This window comes from Nitratidesulfovibrio sp. 1201_IL3209, from assembly GCF_036763125.1.
In the GTDB taxonomy this organism is placed as follows: domain Bacteria; phylum Desulfobacterota; class Desulfovibrionia; order Desulfovibrionales; family Desulfovibrionaceae; genus Cupidesulfovibrio.
This window is the reverse complement of sequence record NZ_JBAIYT010000027.1, coordinates 36,650-54,544: the sequence shown is the minus strand read 5'-3', so window position 1 is coordinate 54,544 and position 17,895 is coordinate 36,650. Positions and strand designations below refer to the sequence as shown.

The window sequence follows — 17,895 nt, the reverse complement described above, 5'->3', positions numbered from 1 at the left end:
CCTTTCAGACTGCTGACAACCCCAAATGCTTCCGGGGGAGGGACCCTTGTGGAAAAGGGTCTCCTCCCCCGGACCCCCTCCCCCCAAAACTTTCATTTGTGTTTCCTGCACATTACGAAAGCACAAAATATGGGGTTCCAAGGGGCGGTAGCCGCTCTGCGATCGCCATCCGTAATGCTCGAAGACTCGCATAACGGCTGCCGTCCTTGGCCGCCGGAGGCGTCCAAAAACGGACTTTGTCAACAACCTGAAAGGGAGGCCCCATGGAGCCTCCCTTTTTTCATTGCCGACGATGTTCCTGCATGATCCGAATGCCGGGAAGGGCGGTTTGCCCTAAATGGGAGGGGCGATGACCACGACCACCCGCATTTCCGTCTTCGCCCGCACGCCGTGGGGCACGCGGATTTCCGAGACCAGCATGTCGCCCTGCTTCGCCGGGATGGCCGCGCCGTCCGCGCCCAGGAATTCGCCCTCGCCCTCGATGACGGTGATGGCCAGTTCGCCGTCGATGTCGTGGCTGTGCACGGGCAGTTCCTGCCCGGCCTTGAAGTTGAAGTTGATGATCTTGAAGTTTTCCGAATCGTGCACCAGGTTCATGGCGAACCCGGCGTCCTTGAAGGTACGCATGTCGTCGAGCCGGATATGGCGCATGATGGCCTCCCTGTCATTATGGTCGTTAGGGTTCGTTGCGGGTTGGCGGGCGGGCCGCCTGTCGTGTTCCGGTTGCGGGGCGGCGGCGCTTCCTTCGCCCTCGCCCGCAATATAAGTCCGCCACGCGGGGCCGGGCGTGACGCGCATCACGGGCGGTGCGTTTTTTTCACAGTTTCCCGCGTCCGGGCGGCCTCCGGCACGGGTTGACACCGCGGTACGGGCAGGCTACCGCTGGCCTTTCCCTGAAACGGCGGCCCGTTGCCGCGCATCATCGACGCCGTCCCCCGGCAGGAGGGGGCCGCGCAAGGATACTGTTTCATGATCGTCGAAATCGGCTGCATCGCCGTGGGCGTGCCCGCGGGCTACCTGTTGCGCGCGCGCCCGGCCGTGGTCGGCGCGGTGGACCGGCTGACCACCTGGTCCATCTACGCGCTGCTGTTCCTGCTGGGGCTGTCCCTGGGCTCGGACGACACGCTGGTGGCCAAGGCCGGGGACATCGGCCTGCGGGCCGTGGTCATCAGCATGGCCTCGCTGGCGGGCAGCGTGGCCGCCGGATGGCTGTTGCAGCACGTGTTGCTGCGCGGCGCGCTGGATGGGCCGAAAGGGCCGGGCGCTCCCGCTACGTCCGCCACCCCGGGGGCGGACCATGAAGGGTAGCCTGATCATCCTCGGCGTCTTCCTGTCCGGCGTGCTGCTGGGCAGGCTGGACATCATTCCCCGTGCCGACCAGGCGGGCGACCTGGCCTCGTGGGCGCTGTACATGCTGCTGTTCGTGGTGGGCATGGGCATCGGGTTCGACACCCGCTCCTTCCGCATCCTGCGCGAACTGCACGTGAAGGTGGCGCTGGTGCCGCTGTTCGTGGGCATCGGCACCCTTGGCGGCTCGCTGGCCGCCTGGGTCCTGCTGGGCGACATGCCCCTGCGCGACGTGCTGGGCGTGGGCGCGGGCTTCGGCTACTACAGCCTGTCCAGCATCATGATCACGAAGATGGGCGACGCGGCCCTGGGCTCCATGGCGCTCATGGCCAACATCTCGCGCGAACTGGCCACCCTGCTGGCCGCCCCGCTGCTGGTGCGCATGTTCGGCGGGCTGGCCCCGGTCATGGCGGGCGGGGCCACCAGCATGGACACCAGCCTGCCCGTCATCACCCGCTACGCCGGAGAGCGCTACGGCATCATCGCCGTGTTCAGCGGCATGGCGCTCACCGTGGCCGTGCCCATCCTGGTGACGGCCATCTTCACCTGGATGTAGGGCCCGCGCCCGCCCCGGCCCTGGCGCGGGGGACGGGAAAACCCGGCCCGGCCGCTCCTTTCCGGCAAGTGATGACAAATGTGTCAATCTCGCCGCCGGGGTCTGGCGTTTCCGCACTCATTCATTGACAATCTGCTCACTTATGGCCCACAAGAAAAATTCGTCCGTCACACCAACCACATGTCCAGAGGAGAATCCGGGATGCTGAAGAAGATCGTCCTCACCCTTGCGGCCCTGCTGGTCACCGCCAACGTGGCCTTTGCCGAGAAGACCATCGTCGTCGCCCAGGACGCCACCTGGCCGCCCATGGAATTCGTTGACGCCAGCAAGAACATCGTCGGGTTCTCCGTCGATTACACCGACGCCATGGCCAAGGAAGCCGGTTTCAAGATCGTGCACAAGAACGTGGCCTGGGACGGCATCTTCGCCGGGCTGGAATCGGGCAGCTACGACGCCATCGTGTCCTCGGTGTCCATCACCGAGGAACGCAAGAAGGCCATGGACTTCACCGAGCCCTACTATGAAGTGCGCCAAGCCCTCGTGGTGCCCAAGACCACCAACGTCACCACGCTGGATGAAATGAAGGGCAAGACCCTTGGCGGTCAGATCAGCACCACCGGCTACTTCACCATCAAGCGCGCCGCCGGCGTCACCGCCAAGTCGTACGACGAAATCGGCCTGGCCATGGAAGACCTGTTCAACGGCCGCATCGACGGCGTGGTGTGCGACGACCCCGTGGCCGCCAGCTACGCCCTGCAGCAGGAACAGTACGCCGCCAAGATGAAGATCGCCTTCGTCATCGAGACCCAGGAAAAGGAATTCTACGGCATCGCCGTGAAGAAGGGGAACAAGGAAGTCCTGGACCTTCTGAACAAGGGCATCGCCGCCGTGAAGGCCAAGGGCATCGACAAGCAGCTCCGCGAAAAGTGGATCGGCCGCTAGCCCCGCGCCTGTAGACGCTTGCGCACTCTGGGGGACTGGCGGTATGACGCCGGTCCCCCGTTTTACAACGCCAAAGCATCCGAGACGCCATGACCACCGAACCCCAGAACGTCCGCATCGTCATCACCGACGGCGCGATCATACCGGACCCGAAGGAGCGGCGGATCATAACCGCGTGGTCCATCTCCTTCGTGGGCGCGCTGGCCGCGCTCGTCTACCTGTGCACGAGCCGGCCCGAGCCCTACTGGCGGTTGCTGCAATTCCTGCCCGACGGCATCGCCGTCACCTTCAAGGTGACCGTGCTGTCCATCCTGTGCTCCATCCCCATCGGCCTCGTCACCGGGCTTGGCCGCCTGTCGCGCAACCGGCTGATCAACCTCGTGGCCTCCACCTACGTCGAGGTCGTCCGGGGCATTCCCCTGCTGGTGCAGCTGTTCTACATCTACTACGCCCTTGGCCGGTTCCTGAAGGTGCCGGACCTGCTGGCCGCCATCATCGCGCTCAGCGTGTGCTACGGCGCCTACATGGGCGAAGTGTTCCGCGCGGGCATCGACTCCATCTCCAAGGGCCAGACCGAAGCCGCGCGCTCGCTGGGCTTCAACCGGGCCGAAACCATGTTCATGGTCATCCTGCCGCAGGCGTGGCGCACCATCCTGCCGCCGGTGGGCAACGAATTCATCGCCATGCTCAAGGACACCTCGCTGGTGTCCATCATCGCCGTGGCCGACATCCTGCGGCGCGGGCGCGAATTCGCCTCGGAGAGCTTCCTGTACTTCGAGACGTACACCATGGTCGCCCTCATCTACCTTCTGATCACCCTGTTCCTGTCCAAGGGCGTCAGCATCATGGAATCGAGGTTGAACTACTATGACCGCCGATAGCGCCGAACCCATCATCCGCATCCGCAACGCGTGGAAGTTCTTCGGCGAGCTGACGGCCCTCAACGACGTCAGCCTCGAGGTGATGCCCGGCGAAAAGGTGGTCATCTGCGGGCCGTCCGGCTCGGGCAAGTCCACCCTGCTGCGCTCCATCAACCGGCTGGAGACCGTGGACAAGGGCACCATCATCGTGGACGGGCAGGACGTGAACTCGCCCGACAACGACATCAACAAGATCCGCCAGGAACTGGGCATGGTCTTCCAGAGCTTCAACCTCTTCCCGCACAAGACCGTGCTGCAGAACCTGACCATGGCCCCCATGCGGCTGCGCAAGACCCCGCGCGCCGAGGCGGAAAGCCGGGCCCTGGAACTGCTGAAGAAGGTGGGCATCAGCGACAAGGCCAACGTCTTCCCGGCCATGCTCTCGGGCGGGCAGCAGCAGCGCGTGGCCATCGCCCGCGCCCTGGCCATGAACCCCAAGATCATGCTGTTCGATGAGCCCACCAGCGCGCTGGACCCGGAAATGATCGGCGAAGTGCTGGACGTCATGGTGACCCTGGCCCGCGAAGGCATGACCATGGTCTGCGTGACCCACGAAATGGGCTTCGCCCGCGAGGTGGCCGACCGCATCATCTTCATGGACCACGGCCAGGTGCTGGAAGAGAACGCGCCCCAGGAGTTCTTCAGCGCGCCCAAGCACCCCCGCCTGCAGAAGTTCCTGAACCAGATCCTGTAGCGCGTCCGCCGCGCTGCGGACCACAGGACGAATGAACGGGCCGCTCCGCAAGGGGCGGCCCGTTTGCCGTTTGCTGCAAGGCATTCCGGGCATGTCCGGCCTGGCGACGGTGATTGGACGACTGAAAAGATCAGGAACCGGCGGCTGCCACTCCGCCTCGATGCCCGGCAAGGCGCATGGCCTCGGCCCGCGCCAGCGCGAAGTCCACTTCCAGCGGCAGCAGGCAAAACCGCTCGCGCAGGGCGTGGGCGTCGTGCAGAAAGCGCCGGTAGCCGGACAGCGTGCGCGGACCGGCCCTCTCACGCACCGTCTGCCCTTTCAGGAAGGCCAGCCCCCGCCACAGGGCCGGGGTGCAGGGCAGGAAAAAGGCTGCGTCGTCGGCATCCCCGCCCGCAGCACCAGTGGCCCCGGACTTCAGGTACAGCAACAGCGTCAGCGCGAAGATGCCTACGCCCGTCACCCTGCGCGCCTCGTGCAGGCGAAAGGCTTCGGCCAGCACTTCGTCCGGGTTCCCGGCAACCGGCAGCGCCCACAACCCCGCCAGCCACGGCGCAAGCTCCGCCATGCAGGGCGCAAGCCGCAACAGGCTGGCAAGCCCCGCCCCGAACCGGGTGCAGGTGATGCGCTTGGGCACGCTGCCCTCGATGCATTCGCGGTTCACGGCCATGCACATGGCCCGGAAGTCTTCGGCAGGCATGACCCCGCCGCCGCCCGGCCCGAAGGCCGCGTCCAGCAGGGCGCGCGCCTCGGCCTCGCCCTGCCTGCGGCTGTTGATGAAATCCACCCCGGAATGAATGTCGCGCCAGGCGTCCACCTGCGCGGCATACCGCTCGAACATGCTGCCTCCGTGTGCCGTGAAAATCCGTCTGACCGGCCCTGCTCCGCCCGTGTGACCGACGCGCAAGCCAGTTCGCGGGGCATTGCCCTTCGCCCTGCCCCGCATTGTCACGCCGCTCAAGGTGGATAACAAAAAAAACGTGCGTTCCCAAGGGATGCACCGGCATCCGGAACGCACGGGTGGATAACTTCGACATTTCCATACGAAGCGTCATCCTTCTTTGCCTTTCCTGTCTGTAATGACGTGCCTTTCTTCCTTACACTCCGCGCCGGGCTTCCGGCGCGGATGGCTGGTGCGGGCGCGATGCAAGGAATTACGAGTTTTTGCGCCGGACAAGGCGAATCGGCGTTTTTGAGCGCAGCGTACTCTTGTACGTGAGCATCAAAAACGCCGATTCAACGCCGTCCGGCGTAAAAAGACGGATTCTGCGGCAGGGCGCACGCGCTACCGCGGCCCCACCCTCAACAGCCCCCCTACTACGACACCACGTGCAGCAGGGCCGCGCGCACCTCGTCCATCTGCTGCTCGTCGGTGATCTTCTGGCCGTACACCGTGCGCACCGAAAAACTGTCCGACGTGCGGTTGCCCAGGGTGGCGATCTTGGCGAACAGGATGTCCAGTTGCAACGCCTGCAACACCCGCGCGACGTCGTACAACAGCGCGGGCCGGTCCGGCGCGAACACCTCGACCACGGTGTGAAAGTCCGACAACTCGTTGTCGATGCGCACCTCGGGCGGGCGGCGCACCGCATCCAGCAGCACGCTGGGCACCTCGTGCTTCAGGGCGTTGGACGCGCGGGCCTGCTCCAGCCGGTAGTCCAGCGACAGCTTGCCCGTCAGCGCGAAATGGATGGCCCCCCGCACCTTGCCCCAGAAATCCCTGGCATACAGCGGGTCCGGCGGCGCGGTGACGTGAAAGACATCCAGCACGGTGCCGTCGCTCCACACGTAGGCATCGGCCCCGAGCACGTTCAGCCCGTGCAGCGAAAGCACCCCCGCGATGGTGGCGAACAGCCCGGACTGGTCGCGCGCGGCCACCAGCACCTCCCACAGTTCGCTGTCGCGCCCGCCGTGCAGTGGCCTGCCCTCCAGCACGATGACGCCCCGCTCCGCCCGGTCCTCGGGCAGGCGGCGGCGCGACTCGGCCACGTCGCGGTTCAACTGGTAGACCAGCGACATGTGCCGCACGATGTCCTCGGGCGGCATGGCCAGCAGGTAGCGCGACGGCATGGCGTCCAGATACAGCCCCGCCGTTTCCGGCGTGTAGTGCAGCGACGGCTGCCGCTCGCGCACCAGCGCCCGCGCCATGTCGCGCGTGCGCACGATGGCCTGGGCGGTCTGCGTGCCTGCAAGCTGCCCGTCGCGCAGCATGTTGGCCACCTTGCCGTGCAGTTCGTACAGCAGGCTGGCGGTCCAGCGGTTCCACGCCTTGTGGCCGGTGGCCATGGAGTCGGCATGGGTGAGCAGGTAGAGCATGTTCAGGCGGCGCAAGCTGCCCACGGTGCCCGCGCACTGGGCCACCACCGACTCGTCGTTGAGGTCGCGGCGCTGGGCGGTGCGGATGAGCAGCAGGTGGTGCAGCACCAGAAAGACCACGTCGTCGACGACTTCGGACGGCGCGCCCCACTCGGTGAGCAGTTCCATGGCCATTTCGGCCCCCGCCTCGGAATGGTGCGAGGCGTCGGCCCCGCCCTTGCCAAGGTCGTGCAGCAGCGCGGCCAGCAGCAGGCACAGCCGGTCGCGCGCGGCGTCCGCGTCTTGCTCAGGAACTGGCGCGGGCACCGGCGCGTTGACGGCGCCGCATTCCCCCGCATCCGCCACATCCAGGCAGCCGCCGCGCCAGAAGCCGGAGAACGGCTCGACGTCCTCGCCGGCCAGCGATTCCAACTGGCGGATCACGAACAGGGTGTGCATGCCCACGGGATAGGTGTGGAACCCGTCGAACTGCACCCGGTCGCGCGCGGCCGCGTAGGCGGGCAGGATGGCGGGCAGCAGGCCCGTCTCGTCCATGTGTCCCAGCACCGGGAACGCCTTGCCGGACGCCAGGATGCGCATCAGCGCCGCGCCCACCTCGGCCCCGGAAAGCGCCCCGGCCTCGCCGGACAGGGCCTGTTGCAGGGCCTGCTCCATGGCCTTGCGGGTGTTCCAGTCGGGCGCGGGGGCCTCGGGGCCAGGCCATTCGGCGGCGCGCACGAAGGCGGACAGGGCCAGGCCGGGGGTGACGGCGGCCGGGTCGGGCAGGCAGATGTGCAGCGTGCCGCCCGCCATGACCACGGGGCCTTCCACCTCGGGACAGGGCCGGTCGGGGTGCACCGGGCCGCCGGGGATGCCCCGCAGGGCGGCGGACAGCGCCTTGATGTGCGACATGCACCGGTGCAGGCGGCCCAGGAAGCATTCCACGGCCAGCAGGTTGCCGCACTCGCGAAAACCCAGGCGCGCGGCGATTTCCGGTTGCAGGTCCAGGAACAACTGGTCGTTCTTGCGGTGCGAAAGATGGTGCAGCAGGTTGCGCACGTCGTGCAGAAAGCCCACGCTCTCGCGCAGCAGGGCCGCGTCGGATGCGGAAAACCCGGACTGGGCCAGGATTTCCTCCACGGTGCCCGCCTCGTTGCGGATGCGGCCTATCCACAGGATGCGGTGGTAGTCGCGCAGGCCGCCCAGCCCTTCCTTCAGGTTGGGCTCCAGCAGCACGGCGCCGTCGCCGTGGGCGGCGCGCCTGCGTTCGTGCTCCTCGTCGTTCCAGGCCAGGAACGAGGCGCCCCGGCGCGGCAGCACCTTGTCGTTCAGGCGGTCCACCAGTTCGCGGAACAGGGCCTCGTTGCCGGTGATCAGCCGGGCGTCCAGCAGGCTGGCCAGCACCTTGTGGTCCTTGGCGGCCAGCTTCACGCAGTCGCCGATGGTGCGGAATCCGTGCCCCAGGGTGTACCCCGCGTCCCACAGCGGCAGGAACAGCGGCTGGGCAAGGTCGATGGCCTGCGGCGGGATGGAGCGGCCGCACAGGATCAGGATGTCGATGTCCGACCCCAGGCACAATTCCTCGCGGCCGTAGCCGCCCACGGCCACCAGGGCCACCTTGTCGTGGCCGCCGCGCAGTTCGGCGAAGCGGAGGCGGAAATAGTCGTCCAGCAGGCGGCTGTAGGCCCGCTCGAAACGCGAGGCGCCCGTGGGCGCGGGCGCGGTGTCGCGGCAGCGGGCGTCGGGCCGGAGCCCGCAGGCATCCCCTTCCGGGCTGGATGCGGCAGCGGTGGCAGCGGCGCCCGCATCGGCGCCCGCGTTGGTGCCCACATTGGTAGAAGACGGGGCGGCGTCCAGACGCCCGAGCAGCGCGGCGCGCCCCTCGCGCAGGACCGTGGCGGCATCGCGCGGCGTGCCGGGCGCGCCGGCGGGAGCGGAGGAAGAGGGCCCGTGTGCCTGCATCATGTGGGTGGGGTGGGGGTGGGTGGTGGGGTGGGGGTGGGTATGGACGGGCGGCGTCCCGTTCGTTGCCGGGGCGCCGCCCAAGGGTTGCGGTATGTTGCGGCTAGATGGCTTCCACGCCGGTTTCACCGGTACGGATGCGCAGCACGTCTTCCACCGGGGAGATGAAGATCTTGCCGTCGCCCACCTTGCCCGTGCGGGCGGCCTTGACCACGGCGTCGACGATGGTCTTCACCTGCGCGTCGTCCACGACGACCTCGATCTTGACCTTGGGCATGAAGTCCACCTGGTATTCGGCGCCCCGGTACACTTCCTTGTGGCCGCGCTGGCGGCCGAAGCCCTTGACTTCCGTGACGGTCATGCCCTTCACGTCGAGGCTGGCCAGCGTTTCCTTGACCTCGTCCAGCTTGAAGGGGCGGATGATGATCTCAAGTTTCTTCATGATGTCCATCCTGAAGCTCGGTTCGTGTTCAGGGAAGGGATGACCCCTTCCGCCTTGTAGGCGACAACGGCGGCAGCGGCAACCCTAGAGCTGGTAGCCCGCTTCGTTGTGCTCGCTGACGTCGAGGCCGGCGACCTCCGCTTCCGCGTCCGTGCGCAGGCCGACGAGGGCGTCAACCACATGGAACAGGATGCGGCTGGCCACGTAGCAGAACAGCCAGGTGGCGACCACGGAGATGAACTGGATCCAGAGCTGCGAGGGGTTGCCGTAGAGCAGGCCGTTGACGCCGTTCACGGCTTCGACGGCGAAGATGCCGGTGGCCAGGGCGCCGAAGGTGCCGCCCACGCCGTGCACGCCCACCACGTCCAGGGCGTCGTCGTACTTGAACACATGCTTCATCAGCACGCCGCCGTAGCACAGGGCGCCGCCCACGAGGCCCATGATGATGGCGGGCATGGGCAGCACGAAGCCGGCGGCGGGGGTGATGACCACAAGACCAGCCACGGCGCCGGAGGCCGCGCCAAGGGTGGTGGGCTTGCCGGTGTGCAGCCATTCGGCGGCCATCCAGCTGACGGCGGCGGCCCCGGCGCACAGGTGTGTGGTGACGAAGGCGTTGGCGGCCAGGCCGTTGGCGGCCAGGGCGCTGCCCGCGTTGAAGCCGAACCAGCCGAACCACAGGATGCCCGCGCCAAGCACGGTCATGGGCAGGTTGTGGGGCACGAAGGGCTCGCGGCCGTAGCCGTGGCGGCGGCCCAGCACGTGGGCGGCGGCCAGGGCGGCGGCGGCCGAGCTCATGTGCACCACGGCGCCCCCGGCGAAGTCAAGCGCGCCAAGGCCGAACAGCCAGCCGCCACCCCACACCCAGTGGGCCATGGGGGCGTACACCACCACCAGCCACAGCACCGAGAACAGCAGCATGGCGCGGAAGCGGATGCGTTCGGCGTAGGCGCCGGAGATGAGCGCCGGGGTGATCACGGCGAACATGCACTGGAACACCATGAACAGCAGGTGCGGGATGTTGGTGACCGATTCGCCGGGCTCCATGCCCACGCCGTTCAGGAAGGCGAAGTCCAGCCCCCCGATGACCCCGCCGATGTCGGGGCCGAACGCCAGCGTGTAGCCGATGACCGCCCAGACGATGCTGGCCACGCCCAGAAGAATGAAGCTGTGCATGGTGGTGGACAGCACGTTGCGCGCACGCACGAGCCCCCCGTAGAACAGGGCGAGCCCCGGGGTCATGAACATGACCAGTGCGGAGCAGACCAGGATGAAGGCGGTATCCGCCGCGTTCATGTGAACCTCCTCGAAATGTTGACGTACACCCCCCGCCGGACCGAACGGACAGGGGCAAACCCGAACGATGCCTGGGTAAAGGCAAGGAGCGTGCCAGCGCCTACAAAAAGGTCTGGTTCAATGAATTCACCGTGTTGCGCAAATCAAGGTTTTCATTGTTTTGCCATTTTGGTAATAATAAAAACAGAAATAATGCTTATTTTGTAAAAATGAGCACTTTTGCAGCAAGCATCGGAAAAATCGCCTCGCCCAGGTTTGCATGCCCCCGCAGTTGTGGTATGCCTTGACGAACCGCCGTGCCCCTCCGCCTGCCACGGGCGGCGGGACGCGAAGCCGCCGCTGCCGCCACGGGCGCAGCGGCACGCCGCCAGGACTCCTCGCTCCGGCGGGGCGGACCCGTTGAACCTCATTCCGCAGGAGGCGGATACCCATGGACCGTACCGGCATCATCACCTTCAGAGGCACTCCCCTCACCCTCGGCGGCACCCCGGTGGCCGAGGGCGACAAGGCCCCCGGCTTCTCCGCCCTGGCCAACGACCTTTCCCCGCGCGGCCTGGCCGATTACGCGGGCAAGGTGCTGCTCATATCGGCCGTGCCCTCGCTGGACACCGGCGTGTGCGACATGGAAACCCGGCGCTTCAACCAGGAAGCCACCCGCCTTGGCGCGGACGTGCGCATCCTGACCATCAGCTGCGACCTGCCCTTCGCCCAGGCCCGCTGGTGCGGCGCCGCCGGGGTGGACGCGCTGGAAACCCTGTCCGACCACCGCGACCTGTCCTTCGGCACCGCCTACGGCGTGGTGATCAAGGAACTGCGCCTGCTGACCCGCGCCATCTTCGTGGTGGACCGGTCCGGCACGGTCACCTACACCGAGATCGTGCCCGAAGTGAGCCACGAGCCCAACTACGAGGCCGCCCTGGCCGCCGTGCGCGCCGCCCTGTAACGGGGACGTCCCCGGTCGCGGGCCGCTTTTCCCGCCGCGCGCGGGCCAGCCGCCGGCAATGCGCGGCGGGCGTGCAAAAACGGCCTGTTTTACGAAAATGACAATGCGGTTTCGCCCAGGCGGAACCGCATTGCCGTTTCCTGTCCGGATTGTCATTTTCTGTCCGGTCCGTCGCCGGGTGCGGGATGCAGGCCGCAACGGTCCGCCAGCCTTGCACGGCGGCCCCGCCTGGGCTAGGCTGCGCCACCTCGTCACCATCCGGGCCATCCCCGCGCCGCGCGCCGGGACGGCCCTCCGCAGCACGCAGCCTTCAGGAGAACCCCGCCCCCCATGTCCGTACCATCCGCACCGTCCGCATCGCCCCTCACCCCCGACCAGGCCCGCGCCCACGTCGTCGCCACGGTGCTGCGCCACCTGTCGCGCGGCATGGGACGCCGCACCGAAGCCCTGGAGGACTTCCTGGCCGTGACCATGCCCGACATGGACGAACGGGGGGCGCGGGTGCTGTCCTCCCTGGTGCCCCGGCTGCCCGAATCGCTGTACGGCAAGTGGGCCTCCATGTTCGTGGACCGGTTGCAGGAAACCGTGCCCCACGAGCACGTGGCGGCCCTGTGCGACGGCAGCGATGAAAGCGGCGCCACCCTCGCGCTGGTCTACGTGATGTTCATGGAATCGGAAAAGATGGAGCGCCAGGTGGCCGAAGACCTGCACGCCCTGGGCATTTCGCAGCAGGGGCAGGACGACGCGGGCGCCCTGCTGGGGGCATACCTGCGCGCCCGGCTCACCTCGCGCGGGCAGGGTCCGGCCAACTGAGCGCGACGGTGCCGGGCCTGCACCAGACGCCGCGAACGGCGGGCACGCGGCCGCGAAAGAGCAAAAAACAGGGGCCGCGCACATGCGCGGCCCCGCGATTTCACCGGCCCCCGCCGGGCGTTCCGTCTGCTACTGCTTCTCGACCTTCAGCCCGTCGTCGGTGGCGGTCAGCAGGTAGGTGCAGCTCCCGGTGTCGAGACAGTAATCCGACCCCGGAAACAACGTGGCGCGGGCGGTCCATTCGTCGTTGACGAAGACGTCGCGCGCGCCGCCGCTTTCCTCGTAGCGCACCTGGGTTCCATCGGCCAGGATGACGAACTCCGCCTCGCGGATCACGGCGGGCAGGTCGGCTTCGGTATGGCTCATGGCAGGCCTCCTTCACGGTTGCGGACGGTGGGATTGTGGCAGGTTACCAATCCACTGACGTAATCACATGCTTACATCGTCCGTCACCGGACAACAACAGGAATATACCGTGACGCCAGAACTTCCGGACACCGTTTCCGCTTCCGCCCCGTCCGCCGCCCGGCCCGCTTCCCCTGCCGCACCGGAGGCCGCCGCTCCGGCAGCCCTGGCCGCCGCGCTGGCCCTGCCGGTGTCCGGCGTGGCCGCCGTGGTGGCCCTGCTGGACGAGGGGGCCACCATTCCGTTCATCGCCCGCTACCGCAAGGAGGCCACCGGCAGCCTGGACGAGGTGCAGGTGGCGGCGGTGCGCGACGCGCTGGAAAAGGCGCGCGAACTGGACAAGCGGCGCGCCGCCGTGCTGGCCTCGCTGGAGGAGCGCGGGCTGCTCACCCCGCAACTGGCCAGGGCCGTTGCCGGGGCCGCCACCCTCACGGCGCTGGAGGACGTGTACCTGCCCTACCGGCCCAAGCGCGTCACCCGCGCGGAAAAGGCCCGGCGGCGCGGCCTGGCCCCGCTGGCAGAAGCCCTGCGCACGGCACGGCCTTCGGCGGACGCCCGCACCCTGGCCGCCGCCCATGTCACGCCGCACGGCGCGGACCCGGAACTGGCCGTCCCCGACGCGGAAGCCGCCCTGGCGGGCGCCCGCGACATCCTGGCCGAAAATTTCGCGGAATCCGCCCCCCTGCGCGGCGCGCTGCGCGACCTGTTCGCGCGCCGCGCCGTGCTGCGCGCCAGGGCCGTGCCCGGCAAGGAAGCGGAAGGCGCCACCTACGCCGACTGGTTCGGCCACGAGGAACGCGCCGCCGCCATGCCTTCGCACCGGTTGCTGGCCATGCTGCGCGGTGAGCGCGAGGGCTTCCTGTCCGTGTCCGTACGCCCGGAAGACGCCGACGCGCTGGACACCCTGCGCCGCCGCGCCGACCTGCCGGGCGGCCCCACTGCCCGGCAGGAATCGGCGGCCGGGCAGGTGGACGCGGCGCTTGCGGACGCCTGGAAGCGGTTGCTGGCCCCCTCGCTGGAGAACGAGTTGCGCACCGCCCTGCGCGAACGGGCCGAGGCGCAGGCCATCGGCGTGTTCGCCGCCAACCTGCGCGAACTGATCATGGCCCCGCCCCTGGGCGGCCGCCGCGTGCTGGCGCTGGACCCCGGCTGGCGCACCGGGGCCAAGCTGGTCTGCCTGGACGCGCAGGGCGCCCTGCTGCATCACGAGGTCATCCACCCCCTCACCGGCGACGCCGGGGCCGAGCGGGCCGCGCGCACCCTGCGCGACTGCTGCGCGAAATACGCCGTCGAGGTGGTGGCCGTGGGCAACGGCACCGCCGGGCGCGAGACCGAGGCCTTCGCGCGCGGCGCGGGCCTGCCCGCCGGGGTGGACGTGGTGCTGGTGAACGAGACCGGGGCCTCGGTGTATTCCGCGTCCGAGGCGGCGCGGCGCGAATTTCCGGACCACGACCTGACCGTGCGCGGGGCTGTTTCCATCGGGCGGCGGCTCATGGACCCGCTGGCGGAACTGGTGAAAATCGACCCGCGCTCGCTGGGCGTGGGCCAGTACCAGCACGACGTGGACCAGGCCGCCCTGCGCCGCGCCCTGGACGAGGTGGTGGCCTCGTGCGTCAACGCCGTGGGCGTGGACGCCAACACGGCCAGCCCGGAACTGCTGGCCCACGTTTCCGGCATCGGCCCGGTGCTGGCCCGCAACATCGTGGCCCACCGGGCGGAAAACGGCCCCTACCGCACCCGGAAAGACCTGCTGAAGGTACCCCGCCTTGGCCCCAAGGCTTTCGAGCAGGCGGCGGGCTTTCTGCGGGTGCGCGGCGACAACCCGCTGGACGCCAGCGCGGTGCACCCGGAGCGTTACGCCCTGGTGGCCGACATGGCCACGGACCTGGGCTGCGCGGTGGCCGACCTGCTGCGCCGCGACGACCTGCGCGGGCGCATCCGGCCGGAGCGGTACGTTTCCGGCGAGGTGGGCCTGCCCACCCTCACCGACATCCTGGCCGAACTGGCCCGCCCGGGACGCGACCCCCGCCCGGCCTTCGCCCCGTTCCGCTTCGCCGAGGGCGTGCATTCGCCCGACGACCTCGAACCGGGCATGGTGCTGCCGGGCATCGTCACCAACGTCACTGCCTTCGGGGCGTTCGTGGACATCGGCGTGCACCGCGACGGGCTGGTGCACGTCAGCCAGTTGTCCGACCGCTTCGTGCGCGATCCGGCCGAGGTGGTGGCCCCTGGCCGCACGGTGCGGGTGCGCGTGCTGGACGTGGACCGGTCGCGGGGCCGGGTGAGCCTGGCCATGAAGGGCGTGGAACAGTAGGGGCGGCGGCAAACGGACAGAAGAACCGGAAGGGGCCAGATTGTTGACAAAGTCCGTTTTTGGACGCCTCCGGCGGCCAAGGACGGCAGCCGTTATGCGAGTCTTCGAGCATTACGGATGCCGATCGCAGAGCGGCTACCGCCCCTTGGAACCCCATATTTTGTGTTTCCGTAATGAGCAGGAAACACAAATGAAAGTTTTGGGGGGAGGGGGTCCGGGGGAGGAGACCCTTTTTCAAAAGGGTCCCTCCCCCGGAAGAACTTGGGGTTGTCAACAGCTTGGGGCGCGCCCAGGCGGCGCGCCTACTTCTTTTTCTTCCTGCCCTTCTCGCGGGCCTCGCTGAACAGCTTTTCCTTCTTCTTCTCGAAGACCAGGGCCGTGCGCAGGGCGGCCAGCCCCAGCGCCACGATGGACAGGATGAGGATGAACCCCTTCTGCAACTGCCACTTCTGGGTGCTGATGAGCCCCGTGGCCCAGGTGGCCCCGGCGCGTTCGCCGTAGTACAGGCTGAGCGGCAGCACCACCAGGATCAGCAGCAGGCCGGCGATCTCCATCCACAGAAAGCTGCGCCCCAGCAGCAGCAGGAACAGCGTGGAATCGCGCACCACCCGCAGGAACTTCAGGCGCGATTCCAGCTTCTGCAAGCGCTCGTCCTCGGTTTCGGCCACGGTGTGGGCCCGCTTGAAGGTCTCCGCCACTTGCAGGTTGTTCTTCAGCGCCCAGTTCAGGTTGGCGGCGCACAGATTGTAGTTCTTGTTGAATTCCACAAGGATGCGAGGGAATGGGAACCATGCCGCCTCGTCGCGCACGTACATCAGCCGGGCCATGTAGCCCTGGAACCGGGTCTTCAGGTCCTTGACCTCGCGGTTGATGCGCAGTTGCAGGTCCTTTTCCAACTGCGAGCGGCCGTGGATCACGGTCTGGTACGGCACGAAGTTGCGGATTTCGGACATGCGGATCAGGTTGGCCACGCGCACGTCGGTCTGCGTGGCGAAGGGGTGTTCGTCGCTGAACCAGGTGGACACCTCGCCGCGCAGGCGCGACAGCCCTTCCTTTTCCTCCTCCACGCGGTTCTCGGCCTCGGCCCACGGCACGTGCAGCGCCGTGAGCAGGTGCAGGTGCCCGCGCTCCAGTTCCGGGTCCAGCAGCACGCGGTTGAACACGTTGGGGTCCTGGCCGATCAGGGTCAGCAACTGCGCCGTGGCCTGCTCCACGAAGCCCATCTTCACGTGGCACACGGCCTGCCGGTACTCCGCGTCGGACCACTGCGGGCACAGCCGCACCACCTGCCGGTACAGTTGGGTGGCGGGCTGGTACTTGCCCTGCACCTCCTGCAGGCGGGCCTGCAAAAAGATGTGCCAGGCCTGCTGCAACGGCGAAGAAGCCAGGGTTTCCGCCTCCTTCCACAGCGAGGCGGCGCGCAGCAGGTCGCCACGTTCCAGCGCCACGTAGCCCAGCATGGTCCGGTTGCGGTAGTCGCGCGGGTTCTTGATCTGGATCTGGCCCAGTTCGCGCTCCAGCGCCACGGGCTCACCGTGGCGGATGGATTCCAGCACGCCCCACACGGGGTTGTCGTCCCTGGGGGCCAGTTCGTCGAGCCCCTTGGGATAGTCCTTGCCGCGCGCCAGCCACATGCGGCGCACCATGCGGTGCTGCGCGGCGCTGCCGATGTCGAACATGGCGCGGGTCACGATGCCTTCCGCGCCCTCGGACGCAAGCAGCGCGGCGAACCCTTCGCCGATGTCGCCCGCCAATTGCCCGTCGATGATCTGGAAACCCCGGTTCAGGGTTTCGAAGTCCAGCAGGGCCACGTCGCGCCACACGCTGGGGGTCAGCGTGTCCAGCTTGCGGGTGGGGCAGGCGGTGACCTCGTGGTTGCGCATGCCGCAGTAGAAGCAGCACGGATGGCTGCCCGCCACCGCGCGGGTGGAGACCACCACCGGCAGCGAGCCCGCCTCCTGGCCGTCGTCGGCAAGGCCCACGTTGCACCAGTCGTCCATGCTGCTGTGCTCGACCGAAAAGCGCACCTCGTGGATGGTGAAGCCCTCGCCCAGCAGGTAGGCGTTGCGGAAGCTGGTGTGCGGGTAGTCGGGCACCAGTTGGTCCCAGTCCAGGGCGACCTTGCGGGGCAACTCGTTGTTGAAGTTCAGCCCCTTGCGGTCCACGATGGCGCTGACGCACGGCCAGTAGGCGTCGGGGCGCTGTTCCTTCACCTCGCGCACGCGTTGCAGGAGGTCGCGGCACCACTGGCGGTACAGGCGCAGGTTTTCCAGCGGAAAGATGAGGAAGGATTCGTGCAGGATGTACTTGAACTTGTGACGCTTGAGGATTTCCTCGATCTCGCCGAACATGGCCCGCCAGCCCGCCTGGAATCCCTTGTCCAGGGGGTTGCCCAGGGGGCGCAGCACCGAGTACCATCCGGTGGTGGACTGGTACGGCAGGCGCGAGTCGGCCCGCAGCAGGCTCCACTCGGCGGGCACCATGCCGCGCAGGGCCGCCGCCTTCTCGAAGGACAGGCCCGGCACGCCGGTGCCCATCTCGCGGGCGCGGGGGTGCACCCACACCTGGAATTCCTGCGGGTGGATGAGTTCCTGCGTGGTCAGCACGTTTTCCAGCGACAGGGATATCTCGCGCTTCATGCCCAGCAGCAGGCGCGCGGGCAGCACCTGCACCGCCACGGGCAGCGGGTTGAACTTGCCCCATATCTCCAGCCGCGCCAGCGCCAGGAACACGTCCGCCGAGAAGAAGAACCACAGCGACTGGTCGCGCTCGGCGGCGATGGTCATGCCGCCGTAGTCCTGCAGGGTCTGCGGCACGGCGGGGTTGATGTCGCCCTGCCAGTTCAGCCACAGGGCGAGGCCCGCGGCGCTCATGCGCGATTCGCGGAACTCCGGCAGGCGGCGCAGCAACGATTGCAACTGGGGCATCCGGACCTCTGGATACGGCTAACCAGGGAACTACCCTGATACGGA

The 17,895-nt window shown here is 67.9% G+C and carries 15 protein-coding genes; 8 read left to right on the top strand and 7 right to left on the bottom strand.

Annotated elements, in window-relative coordinates:
• Positions 1-333: 333 nt before the first annotated feature.
• On the bottom strand, positions 334-651 hold the full coding sequence (locus V6B97_RS12680) for a cupin domain-containing protein (protein WP_007522704.1): 318 nt from the start codon (positions 649-651) through the stop codon (positions 334-336).
• 318 nt (positions 652-969) lie between these two features.
• Here V6B97_RS12680 and V6B97_RS12675 point away from each other — a divergent pair, with 318 nt between their 5' ends.
• From V6B97_RS12675 to V6B97_RS12655, 5 genes are all read left to right on the top strand, one after another.
• The gene (locus V6B97_RS12675) at positions 970-1,308 is read left to right on the top strand and encodes a LysO family transporter (RefSeq protein WP_333506888.1); all 339 of its coding nucleotides are present in this window, start codon (positions 970-972) and stop codon (positions 1,306-1,308) included.
• Positions 1,298-1,903, top strand: a complete 606-nt coding sequence (locus V6B97_RS12670) for a lysine exporter LysO family protein (protein ID WP_333506886.1) — start codon at positions 1,298-1,300, stop codon at positions 1,901-1,903. Before V6B97_RS12675 ends, V6B97_RS12670 begins: the two co-directional genes overlap by 11 nt.
• A 201-nt stretch (positions 1,904-2,104) precedes the next feature.
• A complete protein-coding gene (locus V6B97_RS12665; protein ID WP_333506885.1) occupies positions 2,105-2,845 on the top strand; it encodes a basic amino acid ABC transporter substrate-binding protein in 741 nt (246 codons plus the stop codon).
• Between the two features lie 89 nt (positions 2,846-2,934).
• Complete coding sequence (locus tag V6B97_RS12660) at positions 2,935-3,726, top strand: amino acid ABC transporter permease (protein ID WP_333506884.1); 792 nt, start codon at positions 2,935-2,937, stop codon at positions 3,724-3,726.
• Complete coding sequence (locus V6B97_RS12655; protein WP_333506883.1) at positions 3,713-4,459, top strand: amino acid ABC transporter ATP-binding protein; 747 nt, start codon at positions 3,713-3,715, stop codon at positions 4,457-4,459. Before V6B97_RS12660 ends, V6B97_RS12655 begins: the two co-directional genes overlap by 14 nt.
• 130 nt (positions 4,460-4,589) lie before the next feature.
• Here V6B97_RS12655 and V6B97_RS12650 read toward each other — a convergent pair whose 3' ends face one another.
• The 4 genes from V6B97_RS12650 to V6B97_RS12635 all read right to left on the bottom strand — a co-directional run bounded on the left by V6B97_RS12650 (position 4,590) and on the right by V6B97_RS12635 (position 10,448).
• Positions 4,590-5,297, bottom strand: coding sequence for a hypothetical protein (locus V6B97_RS12650; RefSeq protein WP_333506882.1), 708 nt, complete (start codon positions 5,295-5,297; stop codon positions 4,590-4,592).
• 476 nt (positions 5,298-5,773) lie between these two features.
• Positions 5,774-8,716 (bottom strand): bifunctional uridylyltransferase/uridylyl-removing protein GlnD, encoded by a 2,943-nt coding sequence (locus V6B97_RS12645; protein ID WP_333506881.1) that lies wholly within the window; start codon positions 8,714-8,716, stop codon positions 5,774-5,776.
• Between the two features lie 100 nt (positions 8,717-8,816).
• On the bottom strand, positions 8,817-9,155 hold the full coding sequence (locus tag V6B97_RS12640) for a P-II family nitrogen regulator (protein WP_333506880.1): 339 nt from the start codon (positions 9,153-9,155) through the stop codon (positions 8,817-8,819).
• 84 nt (positions 9,156-9,239) lie between these two features.
• A complete protein-coding gene (locus tag V6B97_RS12635; protein ID WP_333506879.1) occupies positions 9,240-10,448 on the bottom strand; it encodes an ammonium transporter in 1,209 nt (402 codons plus the stop codon).
• Positions 10,449-10,878: 430 nt separating this feature from the next.
• On the opposite strand from V6B97_RS12635, the gene tpx reads away from it, so the two are divergent.
• Both tpx and V6B97_RS12625 read left to right on the top strand, forming a co-directional pair.
• Positions 10,879-11,391 (top strand): thiol peroxidase, encoded by a 513-nt coding sequence (gene tpx, locus V6B97_RS12630; RefSeq protein WP_333506878.1) that lies wholly within the window; start codon positions 10,879-10,881, stop codon positions 11,389-11,391.
• A 330-nt stretch (positions 11,392-11,721) separates the two neighbouring features.
• Positions 11,722-12,204 (top strand): hypothetical protein, encoded by a 483-nt coding sequence (locus tag V6B97_RS12625; protein WP_333506877.1) that lies wholly within the window; start codon positions 11,722-11,724, stop codon positions 12,202-12,204.
• A gap of 129 nt (positions 12,205-12,333) precedes the next feature.
• Here the strand turns inward: V6B97_RS12625 and V6B97_RS12620 are convergent, their stop codons facing one another.
• Positions 12,334-12,570: a hypothetical protein gene (locus tag V6B97_RS12620; protein ID WP_333506876.1), complete on the bottom strand. Its 237-nt coding sequence runs from the start codon at positions 12,568-12,570 to the stop codon at positions 12,334-12,336.
• A gap of 109 nt (positions 12,571-12,679) precedes the next feature.
• On the opposite strand from V6B97_RS12620, the gene V6B97_RS12615 reads away from it, so the two are divergent.
• Positions 12,680-14,923: a Tex family protein gene (locus V6B97_RS12615; protein WP_333506875.1), complete on the top strand. Its 2,244-nt coding sequence runs from the start codon at positions 12,680-12,682 to the stop codon at positions 14,921-14,923.
• Positions 14,924-15,225: 302 nt separating this feature from the next.
• Here V6B97_RS12615 and V6B97_RS12610 read toward each other — a convergent pair whose 3' ends face one another.
• Positions 15,226-17,850 (bottom strand): tetratricopeptide repeat protein, encoded by a 2,625-nt coding sequence (locus tag V6B97_RS12610; protein ID WP_333506874.1) that lies wholly within the window; start codon positions 17,848-17,850, stop codon positions 15,226-15,228.
• Positions 17,851-17,895 lie beyond the last annotated feature (45 nt).